A 21,342-nucleotide genomic window follows, 5' to 3' on the forward strand; every position below is an offset into this window, starting at 1 on the left:
TCACGCTCCCGGTGTCGAAGGGTTGGTGTCACCGGAAGTGGCTAACCGGCCCGGAAGTGTGCAAACACGCGACCGGGATCAGTGCGTGCCGATGGCGTCGACCGACTCCAGCAGCCGGGCGCGCATCTCCGGTGCCAGCGGGGCCGAACCGGACTCGGCGGAGGCGGCCTGCTGGCCCTCGTCGCTGAGCAGGTAGCCCAGGAACGCCTTGACGCCCGCGGCGGCGGTCTCGTCGTCGTAGGACAGGCAGGCGATCTCGTAGCTGACCAGCACGATGGGGTAGGCGTCGGTGCCGGTGGCGGTGTAGTCCAAATCCAGGGCGTGGTCGTGCGGGCCGCCGCCCTCGCGGTGCGGGGAGACCGCCACGATCCGCGCCGCCGACTCCGGGGACAGTTCGACGAAGTCGCCCTCCTCGCCGATGCGGACGGTGGCCATGTCCTCGGCGTGGGAGGCCTCCATGTAGCCGATGGTGCCCTGGCCGCTCCTGACCGCCTGGGCCACACCGCTGTTGCCCTGCCCGGCCTCGACCGGGGGGACGGGCCACTGGCCGTCGGGCTCGTACGGCCAGTCCTCTCCCGCGGCGGCGGCCAGGTAGGAGGTGAAGTTCTCGGTGGTGCCGGACTCGTCGGAGCGGCTGACCGGGATGACGGGCTGGTCGGGCAGGTCGACGCCGGGGTTGGTCTCGGCGATCGCGGGATCGTTCCACCGGGTGATGTCGCCGGTGAACAGGCGGGCGAGGGTGGAGGGGGTCAGGTTGAGCGAGTCGACGCCCTCCAGGTTGAACGCCACCGCGATCGGCACCACGTAGGCGGGGATGTGGATCACGTCGAAGCCGTCGCAGCGCTGCCGGGCCTCCTCCATCTCCTCGGCGTCCATGGCGGCGTCGGAGCCCGCGAAGTCGACCGCGCCGTCGATGAACTGGCTGCGGCCGCCGCCCGACCCGATCGCGTCGTAGTAGACGCGGGAGTCGACGCAGGCGGTCTGGTATCCGGCGATCCACACCTGCATCGCCAACTCCTGGGCGCTGGAACCGGCCCCGGAGATGGTGCCGCCGAAGCACTCCAGGTCGTCGGGCACCGGGATCTGCTCGCCGCCGCGCACGGCGGTGTCGCTCCCGCATCCGGCCGCCAACACCAACGCGCCCAGCAGCGCGATCACGGACCCGGTGCGGTGGTTCGCCAGTGACACGGTTGTCTCATCCCCCGAATGAACCCACGGTGGTCGTATGCCGTCGAAAGATTTAACCAGAGGTGAACTCTGGTTTGGTCGGGGGAGTGCCGTGGGGCGGCGGTGGTCCGGCCTCTCAGCCGTTCTGCCCGATCAGCCAGACGACGTGGCGCAGCGCCAGTTCGTAGCCGTGCACCCCGCAGCCGCTGACGCAGCCGCTCATCACCGGCGCGGTCATCGAGACGTGCCGGAACGGTTCGCGGGCGTGGACGTTGGAGATGTGGACCTCCACGCACGGGGTGGGCACCGCGTCGATCGCGTCGCGCAGCGCGATGCTGGTGTGGGCGTAGGCGCCCGGGTTGAACACGACACCGTCGAGGTCGCGTGCGGCGTGGATGCGGTCGACCAGTTCGCCCTCGTGGTTGCTCTGGGCGCACACCACCTCCACGCCCAGCTCCCCGCCCAGTTCCACCAGCCGCTTCTCGATGTCGGCCAGCGTGGTGGTGCCGTACTGGGCCGGGTCGCGCCGACCCAGCAGGTTGAGGTTGGGTCCGTTGAGCAGCAGCACGGTGGGGCGGGCGTCCATCGGGGTCGAAGCCTTTCACGGGGTCGGATCGCAGGTGCGGGCCCAGCCTATTGACCGATGCGGGGAAGTCGAGGCAGGAGGAGCCCCCAGGACACCTCGCCTGGCTCCGGGACGCCCCGGCCCCGGCGAGGTTTTCGGGTCCCTCGGCCTCAGGGGTGGTTTCCAGGTGACCTCGACCCCACGGGGCTGAGGTTCCACGACCCCCTGAAGCCCAGGCCACCTGGAACCCCGGGCACGAGGGGTCCGAAAGGTCTTCTCCCCTCGGCTTCCCGGCACTGGTCTGTCGGCCCGGTGGGCGCACAACACGCCGGTGGTGCGGTAGCCGCCCGCGGCGCGGCGGCGCGGTCTAGAGTCGTCACGCGCGGCCCGCCGCAACCGGTCGGGTCCTCCCCTGTGAGCCGACCCTGGTCCGTTGTGTCGGCGGAACCGGACAAGGAGCCCCACGTTGCGACCCTGGCTGGGCACTCCCTACCCGCTGGGCGCCACCTTCGACGGCGCCGGAACCAACTTCGCCCTCTACTCCCAGGTGGCCGAGTACGTCGAGCTGTGCCTGTTCGACGACGATGACGGCGCCCAGACGCGGGTGCGGCTGCCCGAGGTGCGGGGATTCGTCCACCACGGCTACCTGCCGGGCGTCGGCCCCGGGCAGCGCTACGGCTACCGGGTGCACGGCCCCCACGACCCGGCGCGCGGCCTGCGCTGCAACCCCAACAAGCTGCTGGTCGACCCCTACGCCAAGGCCGTCGACGGTCCCGTGGAGTGGAACGAGGCGCTGTTCGGCTACACCTTCGGCACCCCCGAACGGCGCAACGACGCCGACTCGGCGGCCTACGCGCCCAAGTGCGTGGTGGTCAGCCCCTACTTCGACTGGGGCAACGAGAAGCGGCCCGCCATCCCCTACCACGAGACGGTCATCTACGAGACGCACGTGCGCGGGCTGACCGTGCGCCACCCCGAGGTGCCCGAGCGGCTGCGCGGCACCTACGCGGGCATGGCCCACCCCGCGGTCGTCGAACACCTGCTGAGACTGGGCGTCACCGCCGTCGAGCTGATGCCGGTGCACGAGTTCCTGCACGACCACGTGCTGCAGGCCCGGGGGCTGCGCAACTACTGGGGGTACAACACCATCGGCTTCTTCGCCCCGCACAGCGGTTACGCGGCCTTCGGTACGCGCGGCGAGCAGGTGCAGGAGTTCAAGGCGATGGTCAAGGCCCTGCACGAGGCGGGCATCGAGGTCATCCTGGACGTGGTCTACAACCACACCGCCGAGGGCAACCACCTGGGGCCGACGCTGTCCATGCGCGGCATCGACAACCTCGCCTACTACCGGCTGGTCGACGAGGAGCCCGCCTACTACATGGACTACACCGGCTGCGGCAACTCGCTGAACGCCCGGGACCCGCACTCGCTGCAGCTCATCATGGACTCGCTGCGGTACTGGGTGCTGGACATGCACGTCGACGGGTTCCGCTTCGACCTGGCCTCGGCGCTGGCCCGGGAGTTCTACGACGTGGACCGGCTCAGCGCGTTCTTCGACATCGTGCAGCAGGACCCGGTGATCTCGCAGGTCAAGCTGATCGCCGAGCCGTGGGACGTGGGTCCGGGCGGCTACCAGGTGGGCAACTTCCCGCCGCTGTGGACCGAGTGGAACGGCAAGTACCGCGACACCGTCCGCGACTTCTGGCGCGGCCAGCCCGCCACCCTGGGAGAGTTCGCCTCACGCATCACCGGCTCCTCCGACCTGTACCAGGCCGACGGGCGCCGCCCGGTGGCCTCCATCAACTTCGTCACCTGCCACGACGGCTTCACCCTCGCCGACCTGGTCTCCTACGACGCAAAGCACAACGAGGCCAACGGCGAGCACAACCGCGACGGCACCGACGACAACCGGTCGTGGAACCACGGCGTGGAGGGCCCCACCGACGACCCGGCGGTCAACGGACTGCGCCGCCGCCAGATGCGCAACATGATCACCACGCTGATGCTCAGCCAGGGCGTGCCGATGCTGTCGCACGGCGACGAGGTGGGCCGCACCCAGGGCGGCAACAACAACGCCTACTGCCAGGACAACGAGATCGCCTGGATGGACTGGACACTGGCCGAGACCAACGCCGACCTGGTCGAGTTCACCGCCGCCGTCACCGCGCTGCGCCGCGAGCACCCCATCTTCCGCCGCACCCGGTTCTTCGCCGGAAGCCCCATCCGCTCCGGCGACGAACTGCGTGACATCGCCTGGTTCACCGCCGAGGGGCGGGAGATGACCCAGGCCGACTGGGGAGCGCGGTTCGGGCGCTGCGTGGTGGTGTTCCTCAACGGCGACGGCATCACCGACCTGGACGCCCGCGGGCAGCGCATCACCGACGACTCGTTCCTGGTGTGCTTCAACGCCCACGGCCGCGCCGTGGAGGTGACCGTTCCGGGCCGGGCCTACGGCGCGGAGTGGACGGTGGTGGTCGACACCGCCACCGGGGAGGTCCTCCCGGAGCCGGAGCCGCCGACCACCGGAACCGCCGACGGCGCACGGACGCGCGTCGTCAAGGCCGACGACCACGTCGTGCTGCCCGCGCGGTCGCTGCTGCTGTTGCGGCGCACCCGCGGCTGAACGCGATTGACCGGGGGAGCGGATGGGCACAAGGAGCGCGATGAGCGCACACATCCGCCCCGCGGCCACCTACCGGCTGCAACTGCGACCCGGTTTCACCTTCGACGACGCCGCCGACGTGACCGACTACCTGGCCCGGCTCGGCGTGGACGCGGTCTACGCCTCCCCGATGCTGGCCGCCGCACCGGGCTCCACCCACGGCTACGACGTGGTGGACCCCACGCGCGCCTCCCCCGCCCTGGGCGGGGAGCGGGGACGCACCGCGCTGGCGGAGCGGCTGCGGGAGCAGCACCTGCGGCTGGTCCTCGACATCGTGCCCAACCACATGTCCGTCGCCGATCCGGCCGCCAACCCGTGGTGGTGGGACGTGCTGCGCCACGGCCGCGACTCCCGCTACGCCCGCTGCTTCGACATCGACTGGTCGTCGGGGCCGATCCTGGTGCCGGTGCTGGCCGACGACGGCGACGACGGCGCGGCGGCGCTCGGCGAACTCACCGTCGCCGACGGCTGCCTCACCTACTACGAGCACCGCTTCCCGCTGGCCGAGGGCACCTACGGGGCGGGCGACAACCCGCTGGAGGTGATGGAGCGCCAGCACTACCGGCTGGTGGCCTGGCGCAGGCAGGACGCCGAACTCAACTACCGCCGGTTCTTCGACGTGGCGACGCTGGCCGCGGTACGCGTGGAGGACCCCGCGGTGCTGGAGGCCACCCACGGCGAGGTGCTGCGCTGGGTCGCCAACGGCGACGTGCACGGCCTGCGGGTGGACCACCCCGACGGGCTCAGCGACCCGGGTGGGTACCTGCGTCGGCTGCGCGACCGCTGCGACGGCTGGATCGTGGTGGAGAAGATCCTCGCGCCAGGCGAGGACCTGCCCGCCTCCTGGCCGGTGGACGGCACCACCGGCTACGACGCGCTGCGGGAGGTCTGCGGGGTGTTCGTCGACCCAGCGGGGGAGGAACCCCTCACCGCGTTCGCCGCCGCGGCGGGCGTGCCCACCGACTTCGAACGGGTGGAGACCGAGTGCCGCCGATCGGTGGCCACGACCACGCTGGCCGCGGAGGTGCGGCGCATCACCGCCCTGCTGCGCGGGGTCGACGTGGGGCGGGCGCGCGAGGCCGTGGCCGAGCTGCTGACGGCCTTCGACGTCTACCGCAGCTACCTGCCCGAGGGCGAGGACGTCTGGGTGCGCGCGGTCGACCGCGCCGCGCAGCGCCGCCCCGACCTGGCCGAGGTGTTGGAGCACATCGACGCCGAGGCGCGCGCCGACGTGCGGGGCGAACTCGCCCGACGCATCCAGCAGACCAGCGGCATGGTGGTGGCCAAGGGCACCGAGGACACCGCCCTGTACCGCTTCACCCGGTTCGTCGCGCTCAACGAGGTGGGGGGCGCACCCGAGCGCTTCGGGGTGCCGGTCGCCGACTTCCACGCCGCCGCGGAGCACCGCGAGGCCGTCTGGCCGCACACCATGACCGCCCTGTCCACCCACGACACCAAGCGCTCCGAGGACGTGCGGGCCCGCCTGGCGGTGCTGTCGGAGATCCCCGACGAGTTCACCGCGGCCGTGCGCGACTGGACGGCGCGCGCCGGGCTGGGCGAGCCGACACTGAACCTGCTGGCCTGGCAGACCCTCGTGGGCGCGTGGCCCATCGGTGCCGACCGGCTGCGCGGCTACCTGCTGAAGGCGGCCCGGGAGGCGAAGCTGCGCACCTCCTGGGTGGCTCCCGACGCCGGCTTCGAGCGGGAGATCGACGACTGGGCCGAACGGGTGCTCACCGAGCCCGACCTGGCGGGCGGGATCGCCGCGTTCGTCGACCGCGTCCGAGGTCCCGGCTGGTCCAACGCGCTGGGGCAGAAGCTGGTGCACCTGCTGTCGCCGGGGGTGCCCGACGTCTACCAGGGCACGGAGTTGTGGGACCGGTCGCTGGTCGACCCCGACAACCGCCGCCCCGTCGACTACGGTGAGCGCCGTCGTCTGCTGGAGCGGCTGGAGAGCGGGTGGCACCCGCCCGTGGACGACACCGGCGCGGTCAAGCTGCATGTGGTGCGCCAGGCGCTGTTGGCGCGCCGACGGCGTGACCTGGCGGGCTACCGGCCGCTGCGGGCGGTCGGTCCGGCCGCCGACCACTGCCTGGCGTTCGCCCGGGGGAGCGCCCGCGACGTGGTGGCCGTGGCGACCCGGCTGCCGGTGGGGCTGCGGCGCGCCGGGGGGTGGCGGGAGACGGCGCTGCCCCTGCCGTGGGGGCGCGGCGACTGGGTGGACGTGCTCACCGACCGTCCCGTGCCGCCCAGCGGCGGCGGGGGCCTCACCGTCGCCGGACTCGCCTCGCTGCTCGACCGCTATCCGGTGGCGCTGCTGGTGCGCCGGGACTGAGTCCCGCCCCGCTGATCCTGCTCCCAGGGACACACCGAGTCGCCCCGCGGGACTCCGGGAACCGGACCAGCGCCCGTTTCCCCACGTACCGGCGGGGCCCGCGGCGCGAGTAGCCTGGGCGGTCATGAGCGACAGGGAGCGGCTGCGCATGCCCGGGGCCGTGGTGGAGGCACTGGTCTGCCCGCACTGCGGTGGCGGGCTGCGTCCGGTGGGCGGTGCGTTGGGGTGCGCGCTCGGGCACTCCTTCGACGCGGCCCGGCAGGGGTACGTCAACCTGACCGTCGGGCGTCCGCCGACCGCCGGGGACGACCGGGAGATGGTGCGCGCCCGCGGCGAGTTCTTCGGGGCCGGGCACTACGCCCCGCTGACCGCGCGGCTGGTCGAGACCGCTCGGGCGTCGTGGACCGGCGGACTGGTGGTCGACGCCGGTGCGGGCACCGGCCACCACCTGGCCGCGGTGCTGGACGCGCTGCCCGGGGCGTACGGCCTGGCCGTGGACGTGTCCCGGTACGCGCTGCGGCGCGCCGCCCGCGCCCATCCGCGCGCGGGCGCGGTGGGGTGCGACGTCTGGCGTGGCCTGCCCCTGGGCACGGGCACGGTCGGGCTGCTGCTGAACGTGTTCGCGCCCCGCAACGGCCCGGAGTTCGCCCGGGTGCTGCGCCCCGGCGGCGCACTGCTCGTGGTGACCCCGGCGCCGAGCCACCTGGCGGAACTGCGCCGGGACCTGGGGCTGATCGCGGTGGACCCCCGTAAGGAGGAGCGGCTGGCCGCGAAACTGCAGACCCGCTTCACGCTGGAGCGGAGCGAGGAGGTCGCGGTTGCGCTGCGGTTGACCCGCGCCGAGGCGGCCGTCCTGGTGGAGATGACCCCCAGTGCCCGCCACGTCGCCCCCGACCTGCTGCGCGCCCGCCTCGGCGCGCGGCCCGAACCGGTGGAGACGACCGCGGCCTTCCGGCTGTCGGTGTACCGGCCGGGGGAGTCGGCCCCCCGGCCCTGAGCCGACAGGGCCGAGGCGGATTCCGTTCCTTTCCGGCAGGTGCCGTCCGGCGGAAATTGGGAGAATCCCCCGGTAGTGCCGCAGGGGCGCCTGCTGTCCGCCGCGGCGTTTCCGCGGACATTCGCCGCCTCCCCGTGTCCGGCGACTCGCTCACCGGGGGCGGGACCGGCCCCGAGATGTCCGGAAGGTCGCGTAATCCGACCTTCGACGCTGTTTGGGGCTGGTGTCGGGAGCTGTTGCGCCTGCTGGCTGACTCGTCCGTTGGCTACCGGTGGGTGGCCGCCGTGGTGACGACGGTGGTGTTCTGGGCGACGACGGTGCCCGGGCTGCCGACGAGAAGGTTGCGGTGGCCGATGGCCCTCAGCCCGCCCTCTGGACGCCGCTGGTGTTCGTCCATCTCGCGGTGGCGGAGGGTGTCTCGCTGGTGGTCATGCTGCTGGCGTACGTGACGGTCCTCGCGGCGCTGGCCGTCACGGTGCTGCCGTTTCGCGGGGCGGTTGCGCGGGTGATGGAGGAGGACGCCGGAACCGGCCGTGATCCTGACCTCGCCCTGGCGTCGGGAGCCGGTCATCCGGCGGTGGGCGGGCCCCGCGCGGGACGGTCGGCGGCTCGCCCGCGAAGGCGTGTGTGAGCCGACCGGGGCGGGCCGCCCAGCGCTCACCCCCTGGATCGGTCCCACCGGACAGTGCAGCCCCGGAGCGCCGCTTTCCGAGACCGGGGTCTCGCCACACTGGGGTGTGAGTGTTCGCTTCTGCGGTAGGCACGGGGGTCTTTACGGAGAACCCGGGGAGGGGTGGGGCATTCCACCCCGGCCGTCTGGAGAGCTCTGGGGAATACCTCGGCCCTGCCGGGAGTGGCGGCGGAACCGTATCCGCCGCGGAATCCGACCGTCAAACCTCGAACAGAACATGATCTCGGAGATTTCTGGCATTCTGCACAAAAGCCTTTTTTGATCAGGTGGGGTTCGTCGTGGTGGGGTGCGGCTTTCCGAGGGCTCTCCTTCTCCTCCGCCGGGGGAAACGGTGGGAAGAAAAGTTCGCATATCGCCGTTGTGTCTCCGGGGTCACGGTTTCCCCGCCACAATGGCGGGGTGATGGCGGAAGGGCTGCGCGAGGGTTGCGACTGGATCACAAAACGCGGCGGAATCTGTACTGTCATTTAGGGTAATGGTCTCATTACTCCCAGCTTGTTCGGTTGTGCGGTAATCCGTGTCCACATGCGCGAACAGTCAAGGGGTAGGTGACCATGCGTGACCAAGGCGGGTTGACCACTCTCGCCGCGTCGATCACGGCGGCGACACTCGTTCTCACGGCCTGCGCGCCACAGCAGACAGGTGGCTCCGGTGGGGCGGGCGGCCTCGGCGACTGCGCGGAGAACCCCAACACCTGCAACAGCGGGGAACGCGCCGACGGCGGAAGCATCACCTGGATCGTCGACTCCCTGCCCGGGGCGTGGTCGACGCTGTCACCGGAGGGCGGCAGCGTCTACACCATCCAGACCCTCCACGGCATCCTGCCGCACACCGGAGTCTGGGAGCCCGACGGCGCCACGTTCACCCACAACACGGACCTGCTCGCCGAGGAGCCCCGGGTCATCAGCGAGGACCCGTTCACCTACCGGTTCACGATCCGCCCCGAGGCGGTCTGGGACGACGGCACCCCCATCAGCGCCGCCGACTTCGAGATCACCTGGAAACTGGGCACCACCAAGGCCGCCGGAGTCTGCGAGGGCTGCCAACCGCGCTCCGACGACTACGACCGGATCGCCGACGTCGAGGGCGGCGACGGCGGCTCCACCGTCACCGTCACCCTCAGGGACGGCGAGGCCGACCCCGAGTGGATGGGCAAGTTCGGCGCCGACGACATCGCCGGAGGCATCTACCCCGCCCACGTCGCCGAGGAGCAGGGCTTCGACACCAGCACCCCCGAAGGCGTGGGCGAGTACTTCCGGTGGCTCAACACCACCATGCCCACCTTCTCCGGCGGCCCCTACCGTCTCGTCGAGGGCGACCTGGAGAACCAGGTCATCAAGGAACCCAACCCCGCCTGGTACGGCGGGACCGCCCCCACCCTGGACACGGTGGTCATCCGCTTCCTCACCGACGAGAGCACCTGGATCAGCGCCCTGGACAACGGAGAGGCGCACGGCACCTCCCCCGTGGCCTTCGGGCAGGACACCGTCGAACAGGCGCGGCAGCGCCCCGGCCTCGACGTGAGCATCACCGACGGGCCCAGCTGGGAGCACGTCGACCTCAACCTGGACAACGAGTGGCTCAAGGACGTGGAACTGCGCCGGGCGATCTTCACCGCCATCGACGTCGCCGACATCGCGCAGCGCACCGTCGCCCAGCTCCACCCCGAGGTCGAACCCCGCACCAACCACGTCTTCTCCAACGGCAGCCCCTACCACACCGACGTCATCACCGCCACCGGCCAGGGCAGCGGTGACACCGAGGCCGCCCGCCGGATCCTCCTCGACGCCGGATACGCCTACGAGGGCGAGACGCTGACACTGGACGGCGAGGAGGTCGGCCCGTTCCGGCTGCGCTCCACCAGCAACACCGTGCGCGACACCTCGCTGGAGCTGATCCAGTCCTACCTGGCCGAGATCGGCATCACCGCCACCATCGAGCCCACCGACGACCTGGGCGCCACCCTGGCCGGGCAGGACTACGACATCATGCAGTACGGCTGGAGCAGCACCCCGTTCTTCGTCACCGCGCCCAGCCAGTACTGGAGCAGCACCAGCGACAGCAACTTCGGCCGCTACGCCGACGAGGAGGTCGACGAACTCGCCGACCTCACCCAGAACGCGGTCTCACTGGACGAGGCGGCCGAGTACGCCAACCGGGCGGCGCAGCTCGTCGCGGAGGACGCCTACGTCCTGCCGCTGTTCGACATGCCGGTCTACATCCTGGTGAGCGACGACTACGTCAACGTCCGCGACAACCCCTCCTCCAGCCTGCGCGGCCTCTACCAGCACCACGAGTGGGGCCTGGCGGCCCGGTGAGACCGCCCGTCCCCCGGGACGGGAGCGGGCCCGTCCACCGCCCGCGCCCCGGGGCCACGCGCCCGTAAGGACCACCCCATGCTCGTCTACACCGTCCGCCGCCTGCTGGGGACGATCCCCCTGCTGCTCGCGGCCTCGGTCCTCACCTTCCTCCTCATCGACCTGTCCGGGGACCCGCTCGCCGACCTGAGGGTGCAGCAGCCGCCCGTGCCGGCCGAGGTGATCGAAGCCGAGGAGGAGCGGCTCTACCTGGACCGCTCGCTGCCCGAACGGTACGTGCTGTGGCTGACCGGCATCGGCGGCAACGGCGACATCGGCCTGCTGCGCGGCGAGTTCGGTCCGTCGGTGCAGGGGCCCGACCACGACATCGGGCGGCTCCTCGCCGAACGGCTGGGCACCACGCTGCGCCTGGTCACCGCCGCCCTGCTGCTGGCGCTGGGCCTGGCGGTCCTCACCGGCGTCGTCAGCGCCGTACGCCAGTACTCCACCATCGACTACACCCTGACCTTCGTCGGCTTCCTCGCGCTGGCCATGCCCACCTTCTGGCTGGGCGCGCTCGTCAAGGAGGCCGGGGTGTGGGCCAACCGGCAGACCGGCTACACGCTCTTCTACACGGTCGGCGCGGCCTCCGCCGACACCCGCGGCTTCACCCCGTGGCAGACCTTCACCGACCACCTCGGCCACCTCGTCCTGCCCACCCTGACCCTGATGCTGACCGGATACGCGGCCTGGAGCCGCTACCAGCGCACCTCGATGCTGGAGGTGCTCAACAGCGACTACGTCCGCCTGGCCCGCGCCAAGGGCCTGCCCAACCGGGTGGTGCTGCGCAGGCACGCCCTGCGCACCGCCCTGATCCCGCTGACCACCGTGGCCGCGGTGGCGGTCGCCGGAACCATCGACGGCGTCATCCTCATCGAGACCGTCTTCCAGTGGCGCGGACTGGGCGACTTCTTCGTCGAGGCGATCAAACGCAACGACGCCTACGCCCTGATGGGCTGGCTGATGCTGAGCGGGACCGTCGTCATCGTCGCCAACCTCATCGCCGACCTGCTCTACGGCGTGCTCGACCCGAGGATCCGCCATGAGTGACATCCAGGCGCGCACCGGCGCCCCGACACCGCGGACCGGCCCGAAGACCGACACCTCCGGCACGGTCGAACGCGGACAACTCCACCTGGTGCTGTCACGGTTCGTGCGGCACCGCATGGCCATGACCAGTCTCGTCGTGTTCGCCCTGACCGTGCTGTTCGCGTTCGCGGGCCCCCTGCTGTGGCCCTGGGACCACACCGTGCACCGGGAGATCATGCCCAACCAGCCGCCCAGTTGGGCCCACCCCTTCGGCACCACCAACGCCGGACACGACGTGTTCGGCCAGGTGATGCGCGGCACCCAGCAGACCATCAGGGTCGCGCTCACCGTGTCGGTGCTCGCCACCGCCCTCGGCGCGGTCTGGGGCGCGGTCGCCGGCTACTACCGGGGCTGGGTCGACTCGGTGATGATGCGGACCGTCGACGTGCTCATGGTGGTCCCGCTGCTCGTCGCGGTGGCCGCGATCGGCGGCAACGTGCGCGGCGGCACCACCTGGTGGGCGGTCGCCCTGATCATCGCCCTGTTCTCCTGGACCACGATCGCGCGGGTGGTACGGGGCGTGGTGCTGTCGCTGCGGGAGCAGGAGTTCGTGGAGGCGGCGCGGGCCGCGGGCGCCTCCGACGCCCGCATCGTCCTCCGGCACCTGCTGCCCAACGCCGCGGGCCCCGTCATCGTGGCCGCGACCCTGCTCGTCGCCACCGCGATCCTGCTGGAGGCGAGCATGTCGTTCCTCGGTTTCGGCATCCAGGCGCCCGACATCTCGCTCGGGCTGATGATCAACAACGCGCGCACGGCCGCCTTCACCCGGCCGTGGCTGTTCTACCCGCCGGGACTGTTCATCGTGCTGATCTGCCTGACGATCAACTTCATCGGCGACGGCCTGCGCGACGCCCTCGACCCCCGACAGACGATGGTGCGGAGATGACCTCGACCGACCACGCCGACAACACCGCCCCCGCGGCGCGGGCCGACGTCGTCCTCGACGTCGCCGACCTGAACGTCCGCCTCCCCACCGACGACGGCGAGGTCCACGCGGTGCGCGGCGTCTCCTACCGGCTACGCCGGGGCGAGGCGCTGGGCATCGTGGGCGAGTCCGGCTCCGGCAAGTCGGTGGCCGCGCTGGCGGTCATGGGGCTGCTGCCCCGCACCGCGCGGGTGTCCGGTTCGGTCCGGGTGCTGGGCCAGCAGGTGATCGGCCTGCCCGACGCCGCGATCAGCAGGGTGCGCGGCGCGCGGATCGCGATGGTCTTCCAGGACCCGCTGACCTCGCTCAACCCGGTCTACACGATCGGCAGGCAGATCGCCGAGGCCGTCCAAGCCCACCGCGACGTGTCCAACCGCGCGGCGCGGGAGCGCGCGGTCGAACTGCTGCGGACCGTCGGCGTCCCCCTGCCGGAACAGCGGGTGGACTCCTACCCGCACGAGATCTCCGGCGGCATGCGCCAGCGCGTGGTGATCGCCATCGCCATGGCGGGCGACCCCGACGTGATCATCGCCGACGAACCCACCACGGCCCTGGACGTGACGGTCCAGGCGCAGGTGCTGGAGGCGCTGGAGGCCGCGCGCCGCGCCACCGGCGCCGCACTGGTGCTCATCACCCACGACCTGGGCGTCGTGGCGGGCCACGTCGACCGGGTCGCGGTCATGTACGCCGGGCGGATCGTGGAGACCGGCCCCGTGGACGATGTCTTCTACGGACCGCGCATGCCCTACACGCTCGGCCTGCTGGGCAGCCAACCCCGCATGGACGCCGGGCGGCGCGCCCGGCTCACCCCGGTCCCGGGCTCCCCGCCGTCCCCGGCGGCCCTGCCGCCGGGGTGCGTGTTCGCGCCCCGCTGCCCGATGGCCGAGGAGACGTGCCGCAGTGTCGATCCGCCGCTGGCCGAGGTCGGCGGAGCCCACGCCGCGGCCTGCCACCTCAGCGACCGGCTGGCCGACACGCGCCCCGAGGAGCTGTTCGCGCCCGCGCCGCAGAGCGGAGCCGGGACCGGGCGGGCGGCTGCTGCCGCCACCGGGGGAGACGATGTCGTCCTCGTGGCGGACGGACTGGTCAAGCACTATCCGGTGCGTTCCGGGGGGCTGGTCCGCCGCCGTGTGGGAAGCGTGCACGCCGTCTGCGGCGTCTCGCTGGAGTTGCGCGCCCGCCAGACGTTGGCCCTGGTGGGGGAGTCCGGGTGCGGCAAGTCCACCGTCGCCCGCCTGCTGCTCAACCTGGTGCCCGCGACACGGGGCGAGGTCCGCTACCGGGGACGGGAGCTGACCGGGCTGTCGCGCGCGCGGATGCGGCCGCTGCGGCAACGGGTGCAGATCCTGTTCCAGGACCCCCTCGCCTCCCTGGACCCGCGGATGACGGTGTTCGAGACCGTCGCCGAACCGCTGCGCGTCCACGGCCGCTTCGCCGACGGGGGGCGGCGGCGGGTGCGTGAGCTGCTGCGCCTGGTGGGACTGGACCCCGAACACGGCAACCGGTACCCGCATGAATTCTCCGGCGGCCAGCGCCAGCGCGTCGGCATCGCCCGCGCCCTGGCGCTGGAGCCGGAGGTGCTGGTGCTGGACGAACCGGTCTCGGCGCTGGACGTGTCCATCCGGGCGGGGGTGGTCAACCTGCTGGAGGAGCTGCGGGACCGGCTGGGACTGTCCTACCTGTTCGTCTCGCACGACCTGTCGGTGGTGCGGCACGTCGCCGACCGGGTCGCGGTGATGTACCTGGGGCGGATCGTGGAGACGGCCCCCGTGGAGCGGCTGTTCTCCGCGGCGGCCCACCCCTACACCCAGGCGCTCGTCTCGGCGGTCCCGCTGCCCGACCCCCGCAGGGAGCGGGCCCGGGAGCGGATCGTCCTCGGCGGCGACGTGCCCAGCCCGCTCAACCCGCCGTCGGGCTGCCGCTTCCGCACCCGCTGCCCCGTGTTCGCCCGCCTGTCCGAGGGGGAGCGGGCCCGCTGCGTCGAGGAGGTCCCGCCGCTGGCCGAGCAGGGCGACGGCCACGCCGCGGCCTGCCACTACGCCCGGACCCGCGGGATGGTCTGACGGGGGCGGGCGCGCCCACATGACGGGGGCCGCGCGGGGTAGGAACGCCCCGTGAACACGACCGGTGTGTGGAACTTCTCGGTGTGGGCGCCCACCGTCGGACGGGTCGGGGTGCGGGTGGACGGGGTGGACCACCCCATGGCCGCCGATGAGGGCGGGTGGCACCGCGCGCGGGTGGCGGGGGCGGGTCCGGGCAGCGACTACGCCTTCCTGCTCGGCGGCGACGACACCCCGCTGCCCGACCCGAAGGCGGTGTGGCAGCCCCACGGGGTGCACGGCCCCACCCGCGTCTACGACCACTCGGCCTTCGCCTGGACCGACACCGCCTGGACCGGGCGGGCGCTGGCCGGATCGGTGGTCTACGAACTGCACGTGGGCACCTTCACCGCCGAGGGCACCTTCGACGCCGCGATCCGCCGCCTGGACCACCTCGTCGACCTCGGCGTGGACTTCGTGGAGCTCATGCCGGTCAACGCCTTCGACGGCCACCACGGCTGGGGCTACGACGGCGTGCTGTGGAGCGCGGTGCACGAACCCTACGGCGGCCCCGACGGGCTCAAACGGTTCGTCGACGCCTGCCACGCCCGAGGTGTCGCCGTACTGCTCGACGTCGTCTACAACCACCTCGGCCCCTCGGGTGCCTACCTGCCCCGGTTCGGGCCCTACTTCAGCGGCGAGAACGCGTGGGGCCCCTCCCTCAACCTGGACGGTCCCGGCTCCGACGAGGTGCGCGCCCACGTCGTCACCGGTGCGCTGTCGTGGCTGCGCGACTTCCACCTGGACGGGCTGCGCCTGGACGCGGTGCACGCGCTGCGCGACTCCCGCGCCGAACCGGTCCTGGCCGAACTGTCGGCGGAGGTGGACGCGCTCGCCGCCGGTCTGCGCCGTCCGCTGACCCTGGTCGCCGAGTCCGACCGCAACGACCCGGCCACGGTCACCGCGCGCGAGGCGGGCGGGCTCGGGATGACCGCGCAGTGGTGCGACGACGTGCACCACGCGCTGCATGCCGCGCTCACCGGCGAGGACCACGGCTACTACCGGGACTTCGCCCGACCGCAGGTGCTGGCCCACACCCTGCGGCACGTGTTCTGGCACGCCGGAACCTACTCGTCGTTTCGCGGGCGCACCCACGGACGCCCCGTGGACACCGCGCGCCTGCCCGGCCACCGGTTCGTGGCGTTCCTGCAGAACCACGACCAGGTCGGCAACCGCGCCGTCGGCGACCGGCTGTCGGCCACGGTGTCGACCGGGCTGCTGGGCTGCGGCGCGGCGCTGCTGCTGTGCTCGCCCTACACCCCGATGCTGTTCATGGGGGAGGAGTGGGCGGCCAGCACGCCGTGGCGGTTCTTCGCGTCCTTCCCCGACCCGGAGCTGGCCGCCTCGGTGCGGCGGGGGCGGCGGCGCGAGTTCGCCGCGCACGGCTGGGGCGAGGCCGAGGTGCCCGACCCGGTCGACCCGGACACCCGCGACGTCTCGGTGCTGCGCTGGGAGGAGCGCGACCGCGGCGACCACGCCCGGATCCTCCGGCTGTACCGGGACCTGATCGCGCTGCGCCGCGCCCACCCGGAACTGGCCGACCCCCGCCTGGACCGCCTCACCGTCGAGGCGGGAGCGGACGGTCGGCTGCTGGTGCTGCACCGGGGACCGCTGCGGCTGGTGTGCAACCTCGGCGACGTCCCGGCCGCCGCCCCGCTGGACCGCCCCGCGACGGCGACACTGCTGACGTGGGGCGGGGCCGAGGTGGACGGGGCGGCGGTGGAGTTGCGGGCGGCCTCCTTCGCGCTGGTGCGCGTGGCCGGGTAGAGGTCAGCCGCCGTGACGGGCGCGGTGGTGTTCGATGAGCCTCTGGTACCAGAAGTAGCTGTCCTTGGGCAGCCGCTCCAGGGTGTCGTAGTCGACCCGGACGATGCCGAACCGCCGCTCGTAGCCGAACGCCCACTCGAAGTTGTCCAGCAGCGACCAGACGAAGTAGCCGCGCACGTCCACCCCGGCCTTGACCGCCGCGGCCAGGGCGTGCAGGTGGTCGTTGAGGTAGGCGACGCGGTCGGTGTCGTGGACGCGGCCGTCGGGGGAGACGACGTCGTGCTCGGCCGATCCGTTCTCGGTGATGTGGACGGGCGGCAGGTCGGGGTAGCGCTCCTTGAGGTCCAGGAGCAGGTCGGTGAAGGATTCGGGGACCACCGGCCAGTTCATCGCGGTGTGCCGCACGCCCTCGAAGCGCTGCTCGGGGGCGCGGATGTCCACGGCGGTGCGCCGCGCCGGGTCGGCCTCCTCGAAGGGACCGTCGGCCACCTTGAGGGGCCGGTAGTAGTTGATGCCGAGGAAGTCCAGCGGGGCGCCGATGATCTCCAGGTCGCCGTCGCGCCGGTAGGAGCCGTCGGCGAGTTCGCCCCACGTCTCGGCCTCGTTGGCGGGGTAGGCGCCGGTGAACAGCGGGTCGAGCCAGACCCGGTTGTGCAGCGTCTCGGCGCGGTCGGCGGCGGCGAGGTCGGCCTCCTCCCGGGAGGCGGGCAGCACCCGGTCGAGGTTGAGGGTGATGCCGACCTCGCCCGCGTTCGCGGCGCGCAGCTCCCGTACCGCCAGGCCGTGGGCCACCAGCAGGTGGTGGGCGGCGGCCAGGGCGGGGGTGCCCTCGCGGGCGCCGGGGGCGTGGCGGCCGACGGCGTAGCCGACGAAGGCGGTGCAGAACGGCTCGTTGAGGGTGATCCAGTGGCGGACGCGGTCGCCGAGGCGTTCGGCGACGACGCGGGTGTAGGCGGCGAAGTGCTCGGCGGTGGCGCGGACCCGCCAGCCGCCCCTGTCCTCCAGGGCCTGGGGCAGGTCCCAGTGGTAGAGGGTGGCCATCGGGGTGATGCCCGCCTCCAGCAGGGCGTCGACCAGTCGGTCGTAGAAGTCCAGACCCCTGGGGTTGACCTCGCCCGCGCCGGTGGGCAGCACGCGCGGCCAGGCGACGGAGAAGCGGTAGGAGTCCACGCCCAGGCGGCTCAGCAGCGCCACGTCCTCGGGGTAGCGGTGGTAGTGGTCGCAGGCGACGTCGCCGGTGTCGCCGTTGAGTACCAGGCCGGGGGTGTGGCTGTAGGTGTCCCAGATGGAGGGGCCCCTGCCGTCGGCGTGGACCGCCCCCTCGATCTGGTAGCTGGCGGTCGCGGCGCCGAAGCGGAATCCGGCGGGAAATTCGGGCATCTGGTCGTTGCTCACAGAAGCTCCTGGGTGGCTGTCCACGGTTGGTTAACCGGTTCAGCGTCCGACGTGGGGCGCTGCCGGGTGCGGGTTGACGGTGCGGCGGGTGTCGGGGCTGCGCGCAGAGAGATCTGACCTCAGCGTAACCCATTGACACCGTTGAGTGATCCTGTTTCTATGTCATAGGTCACATGATATGGGAGCGCTCCCAAACATGTGGCCTCCGCATGCGGTCATCCTCCCAGATCGACGATCCCCCTCCATGGAAGGACTCCCGTGTCCAGGAGACCCAGACCCAGATCCCCCCTCGTCGCGGTGACGGCCGCCTCCTGCGCCGCCGTGCTCGGATTCACCGCGGCACCCGCCCAGGCGGACGAGGTCAACCAGATCCGCAACGGCGACTTCGCCTCCGGAACCGCCCCCTGGTGGGGCACCGAGAACATCACGCTCGACGTCACGGACGGCGTGCTGTGCGTGGACGTCCCCGGCGACACCACCAACGCCTGGGACGTGATCATCGGACAGGACGACGTCCCCCTGATCGCGGGAGAGTCCTACACGTTCTCCTTCACCGCCTCGGGGACCGCGGAGGTCCCGATCCGCACCCTGGTGCAGGAGCCGGTGGAGCCGTGGACGACCCAGATGGACGAGCGCGCCATCCTGGGCCCGCAGACGCAGACCTACGAGTACGTGTTCACCTCCAACGCCGACTGGGACGACGCCCAGGTCGCCTTCCAGATCGGCGGCTCCGACGAGCCGTGGACGTTCTGCGTGGACGACGTGTCCATGCTGGGCGGCGCCGAACCCCCCGTCTACGAGCCCGACACCGGGCCGCGGGTCCGCGTCAACCAGGTCGGCTACCTGCCGCACGGCCCCAAGAACGCGACCGTGGTCACCGACGAGACCGGCGCGCTCGACTGGGAGCTGGCCGACGCCGACGGCACGGTCGTCGCCACCGGGCAGACCGAGCCCCACGGCTCGGACGCCTCCTCGGGGCTGAACGTCCACACCGTCGACTTCAGCTCCTACACCACCGAAGGCACCGGCTACACGCTGACCGCCGACGGCGAGACCAGCCACCCCTTCGACATCGACGAGAGCGCCTACGAGGACCTGCGCGTCGACGCGCTGTCGTTCTACTACCCGCAGCGCAGCGGCATCGAGATCCTCGACTCCATCGCCCCCGGCTACGGACGTGAGGCCGGACACGTGGGCGTGCCCCCCAACCAGGGCGACACCGACGTGCCGTGCGCCCCCGGCACCTGCGACTACTCCCTGGACGTGTCGGGCGGCTGGTACGACGCGGGCGACCACGGCAAGTACGTGGTCAACGGCGGCATCTCGGTGCACCAGCTGATGAACATCCACGAGCGCTCCCAGAGCGCCGAGAGCGCCCAGCCCGACCGGCTGGCCGACTCCACGCTGCGCCTGCCCGAGACCGGCAACGACGTGCCCGACGTGCTGGACGAGGCGCGCTGGGAGATGGAGTTCCTGCTCAGCATGCAGGTCCCCGAGGGCGAGGAGCTCGCCGGGATGGCGCACCACAAGATCCACGACGAGCAGTGGACCGGTCTGCCGCTGATGCCCGCCGACGACCCGCAGCCGCGCTACCTGCAGCCGCCGTCCACCGCGGCGACGCTGAACCTGGCGGCCACCGCCGCCCAGTGCGCCCGGGTCTTCGAGCCCTACGACGCGGCCTTCGCCGACGAGTGCCTGGAGGCCGCCGAGACCGCGTGGGACGCCGCGCAGGCCAACCCCGAGATCTACGCCCCCGCCACCGGTGAGGGCGGCGGCCCCTACAACGACAACAACGTCACCGACGAGTTCTACTGGGCCGCGGCCGAGCTGTTCCTCACCACCGGCGCCGACGAGTACCGCACCGCGGTGACCTCGTCGCCGCTGCACACCGACGACGAGGAGGTGTTCCGCGCCTCCGGCTTCGACTGGGGCTGGACCGCTCCGCTGGCCCGCATCCAACTGGCCACGGTCCCCAACGACCTGGCCGACCGCGACCGGGTGCGCGACTCCATCGCCACGGGAGCCGACCAGTACCTGGCCAACGTCGAGTCCAGCCCGTGGGGCCTGGCCTACGACCCCGACGGCGGCGTGTTCGCGTGGGGCTCCAACAACCTGGTCCTCAACAACATGGTGGTCATGGCCGTCGCCTACGACCTCACCGGCGACACCAAGTACCGCGACGGCGTGCTGGAGGGCATGGACTACATCCTCGGCCGCAACGCGCTGAACCAGTCCTACGTCACCGGCTACGGCGAGAACGACTCCCGTAACCAGCACAGCCGCTGGTACGCCAACCAGCTCGACCCGAGCCTGCCCAACCCGCCCAAGGGCACCCTGTCGGGCGGCCCGAACTCCAACACCGCCACCTGGGACCCGATCGCCCAGGCCAGGCTGACCGGGTGCGCCCCCCAGATGTGCTACATCGACCACATCGAGTCCTGGGCCACCAACGAGCTGACCATCAACTGGAACGCTCCGCTGTCGTGGATCGCCTCCTTCGTCGCCGACCAGGACGACGCGGGCGACGAACCGGACGTCCCGGTGGAGGACGAGACCCCGCCGAGCGCCCCGGAGAACCTGGAGGTCACCGACGTCACCTCCGACAGTGCCACGGTGACCTGGGACGCCTCCACCGACGACACCGGGGTGGCGGGCTACGAGGTGGCCCTGCAGCACCTCGACGCGGTCACGCCGCTGGGCACCACCACCGAGACCGGCTACGAGCTGACCGACCTGCGGCCGGGCCAGGAGTACACCTTCTGGGTGAACGCCTACGACGCCGCGGGCAACCTCTCCGAGCTGGCCACCGTCACCTTCACCACCGAGGAGGGGGACGAGCCGCCCGTCTCCGGCGCCTGCGAGGTGAGCTACAGCACCACCGACTGGCCGGGAGGCTTCACCGGCTCGATCACGGTGACCAACACCGGCGACACCGCGTGGAACGGCTGGGAGCTGAGCTTCACCTTCCCGTCCGGGCAGCGCGTCAGCCACGGCTGGAGCGCCACCTGGGAGCAGGACGGTGACGAGGTGACCGTCACCGCGATGCCGTGGAACGCCTCGGTCGCCCCGGGAGGGTCGGTCACCGTCGGCTTCAACGGGACCTGGAACGGGTCCAACGACAAGCCGGAGGACTTCACCGTCAACGGTGAGCCCTGCTCGGTGGCCTAACCCCTGAAACGGGCCGGTCCGGTCCCCGTCGATGCTCGGTCGGCGGGGACCGGACCGTCAGCGCCGCCCCCGCCCGGCCCGGCGGGCGGACGACGATCCCCCACCACGCCCCTCCAGGACAGGGA

General features: G+C 72.0%; 13 protein-coding genes. 10 read left to right on the top strand and 3 right to left on the bottom strand.

Annotated elements, in window-relative coordinates:
* Window positions 1-78 precede the first annotated feature (78 nt).
* Both pstS and aroQ read right to left on the bottom strand, forming a co-directional pair.
* A complete protein-coding gene (gene pstS, locus NI17_RS06245) occupies window positions 79-1,188 on the bottom strand; it encodes a phosphate ABC transporter substrate-binding protein PstS (protein WP_068692505.1) in 1,110 nt (369 codons plus the stop codon).
* A gap of 115 nt (window positions 1,189-1,303) precedes the next feature.
* On the bottom strand, window positions 1,304-1,753 hold the full coding sequence (gene aroQ / locus NI17_RS06250) for a type II 3-dehydroquinate dehydratase (RefSeq protein ID WP_068692506.1): 450 nt from the start codon (window positions 1,751-1,753) through the stop codon (window positions 1,304-1,306).
* 445 nt (window positions 1,754-2,198) lie between these two features.
* On the opposite strand from aroQ, the gene glgX reads away from it, so the two are divergent.
* The 9 genes from glgX to treZ all read left to right on the top strand — a co-directional run bounded on the left by glgX (window position 2,199) and on the right by treZ (window position 16,654).
* Window positions 2,199-4,355, top strand: coding sequence for a glycogen debranching protein GlgX (gene glgX, locus NI17_RS06255; protein WP_119267713.1), 2,157 nt, complete (start codon window positions 2,199-2,201; stop codon window positions 4,353-4,355).
* Window positions 4,356-4,395: 40 nt separating this feature from the next.
* Window positions 4,396-6,729, top strand: coding sequence for a malto-oligosyltrehalose synthase (gene treY / locus NI17_RS06260; RefSeq protein ID WP_068693305.1), 2,334 nt, complete (start codon window positions 4,396-4,398; stop codon window positions 6,727-6,729).
* Window positions 6,730-6,853: 124 nt separating this feature from the next.
* Window positions 6,854-7,726: a putative RNA methyltransferase gene (locus NI17_RS06265; RefSeq protein WP_084012797.1), complete on the top strand. Its 873-nt coding sequence runs from the start codon at window positions 6,854-6,856 to the stop codon at window positions 7,724-7,726.
* Window positions 7,727-8,072: 346 nt separating this feature from the next.
* Window positions 8,073-8,357 (top strand): hypothetical protein, encoded by a 285-nt coding sequence (locus NI17_RS06270; RefSeq protein ID WP_199860152.1) that lies wholly within the window; start codon window positions 8,073-8,075, stop codon window positions 8,355-8,357.
* A 614-nt stretch (window positions 8,358-8,971) separates the two neighbouring features.
* Window positions 8,972-10,735: an ABC transporter family substrate-binding protein gene (locus tag NI17_RS06275; protein WP_068693310.1), complete on the top strand. Its 1,764-nt coding sequence runs from the start codon at window positions 8,972-8,974 to the stop codon at window positions 10,733-10,735.
* Between the two features lie 78 nt (window positions 10,736-10,813).
* Complete coding sequence (locus NI17_RS06280) at window positions 10,814-11,824, top strand: ABC transporter permease (RefSeq protein WP_068693311.1); 1,011 nt, start codon at window positions 10,814-10,816, stop codon at window positions 11,822-11,824.
* Window positions 11,817-12,749: an ABC transporter permease gene (locus tag NI17_RS06285; RefSeq protein WP_068693312.1), complete on the top strand. Its 933-nt coding sequence runs from the start codon at window positions 11,817-11,819 to the stop codon at window positions 12,747-12,749. The genes NI17_RS06280 and NI17_RS06285 overlap by 8 nt, the downstream gene beginning before the upstream one ends.
* On the top strand, window positions 12,746-14,851 hold the full coding sequence (locus NI17_RS06290; RefSeq protein WP_119267712.1) for an ABC transporter ATP-binding protein: 2,106 nt from the start codon (window positions 12,746-12,748) through the stop codon (window positions 14,849-14,851). Before NI17_RS06285 ends, NI17_RS06290 begins: the two co-directional genes overlap by 4 nt.
* Before the next feature lie 51 nt (window positions 14,852-14,902).
* Window positions 14,903-16,654: a malto-oligosyltrehalose trehalohydrolase gene (gene treZ / locus NI17_RS06295; protein WP_068693316.1), complete on the top strand. Its 1,752-nt coding sequence runs from the start codon at window positions 14,903-14,905 to the stop codon at window positions 16,652-16,654.
* A 3-nt stretch (window positions 16,655-16,657) separates the two neighbouring features.
* Here the strand turns inward: treZ and NI17_RS06300 are convergent, their stop codons facing one another.
* Entirely contained in the window at window positions 16,658-18,034 is a 1,377-nt protein-coding gene (locus tag NI17_RS06300; RefSeq protein ID WP_068693385.1) for a GH1 family beta-glucosidase, read from the bottom strand.
* A 273-nt stretch (window positions 18,035-18,307) separates the two neighbouring features.
* Here NI17_RS06300 and NI17_RS06305 point away from each other — a divergent pair, with 273 nt between their 5' ends.
* Complete coding sequence (locus tag NI17_RS06305; RefSeq protein WP_068693318.1) at window positions 18,308-21,217, top strand: glycoside hydrolase family 9 protein; 2,910 nt, start codon at window positions 18,308-18,310, stop codon at window positions 21,215-21,217.
* The last annotated feature ends 125 nt before the right edge of the window (window positions 21,218-21,342 follow it).

It is taken from the genome of Thermobifida halotolerans (assembly GCF_003574835.2).
Taxonomy (GTDB): Bacteria; Actinomycetota; Actinomycetes; order Streptosporangiales; family Streptosporangiaceae; genus Thermobifida; species Thermobifida halotolerans.

Excerpts from the sequence above, each read along its gene's own strand:
- aroQ (WP_068692506.1), bottom strand. The coding sequence starts at position 1,753 with ATGGACGCCCGCCCCACCGTGCTGCTGCTCAACGGACCCAACCTCAAC.
- treY (WP_068693305.1), top strand. The coding sequence starts at position 4,396 with ATGAGCGCACACATCCGCCCCGCGGCCACCTACCGGCTGCAACTGCGA.
- NI17_RS06265 (WP_084012797.1), top strand. The coding sequence starts at position 6,854 with ATGAGCGACAGGGAGCGGCTGCGCATGCCCGGGGCCGTGGTGGAGGCA.
- NI17_RS06275 (WP_068693310.1), top strand. The coding sequence starts at position 8,972 with ATGCGTGACCAAGGCGGGTTGACCACTCTCGCCGCGTCGATCACGGCG.
- NI17_RS06280 (WP_068693311.1), top strand. The coding sequence starts at position 10,814 with ATGCTCGTCTACACCGTCCGCCGCCTGCTGGGGACGATCCCCCTGCTG.
- NI17_RS06285 (WP_068693312.1), top strand. The coding sequence starts at position 11,817 with ATGAGTGACATCCAGGCGCGCACCGGCGCCCCGACACCGCGGACCGGC.
- NI17_RS06290 (WP_119267712.1), top strand. The coding sequence starts at position 12,746 with ATGACCTCGACCGACCACGCCGACAACACCGCCCCCGCGGCGCGGGCC.
- NI17_RS06300 (WP_068693385.1), bottom strand. The coding sequence starts at position 18,034 with ATGCCCGAATTTCCCGCCGGATTCCGCTTCGGCGCCGCGACCGCCAGC.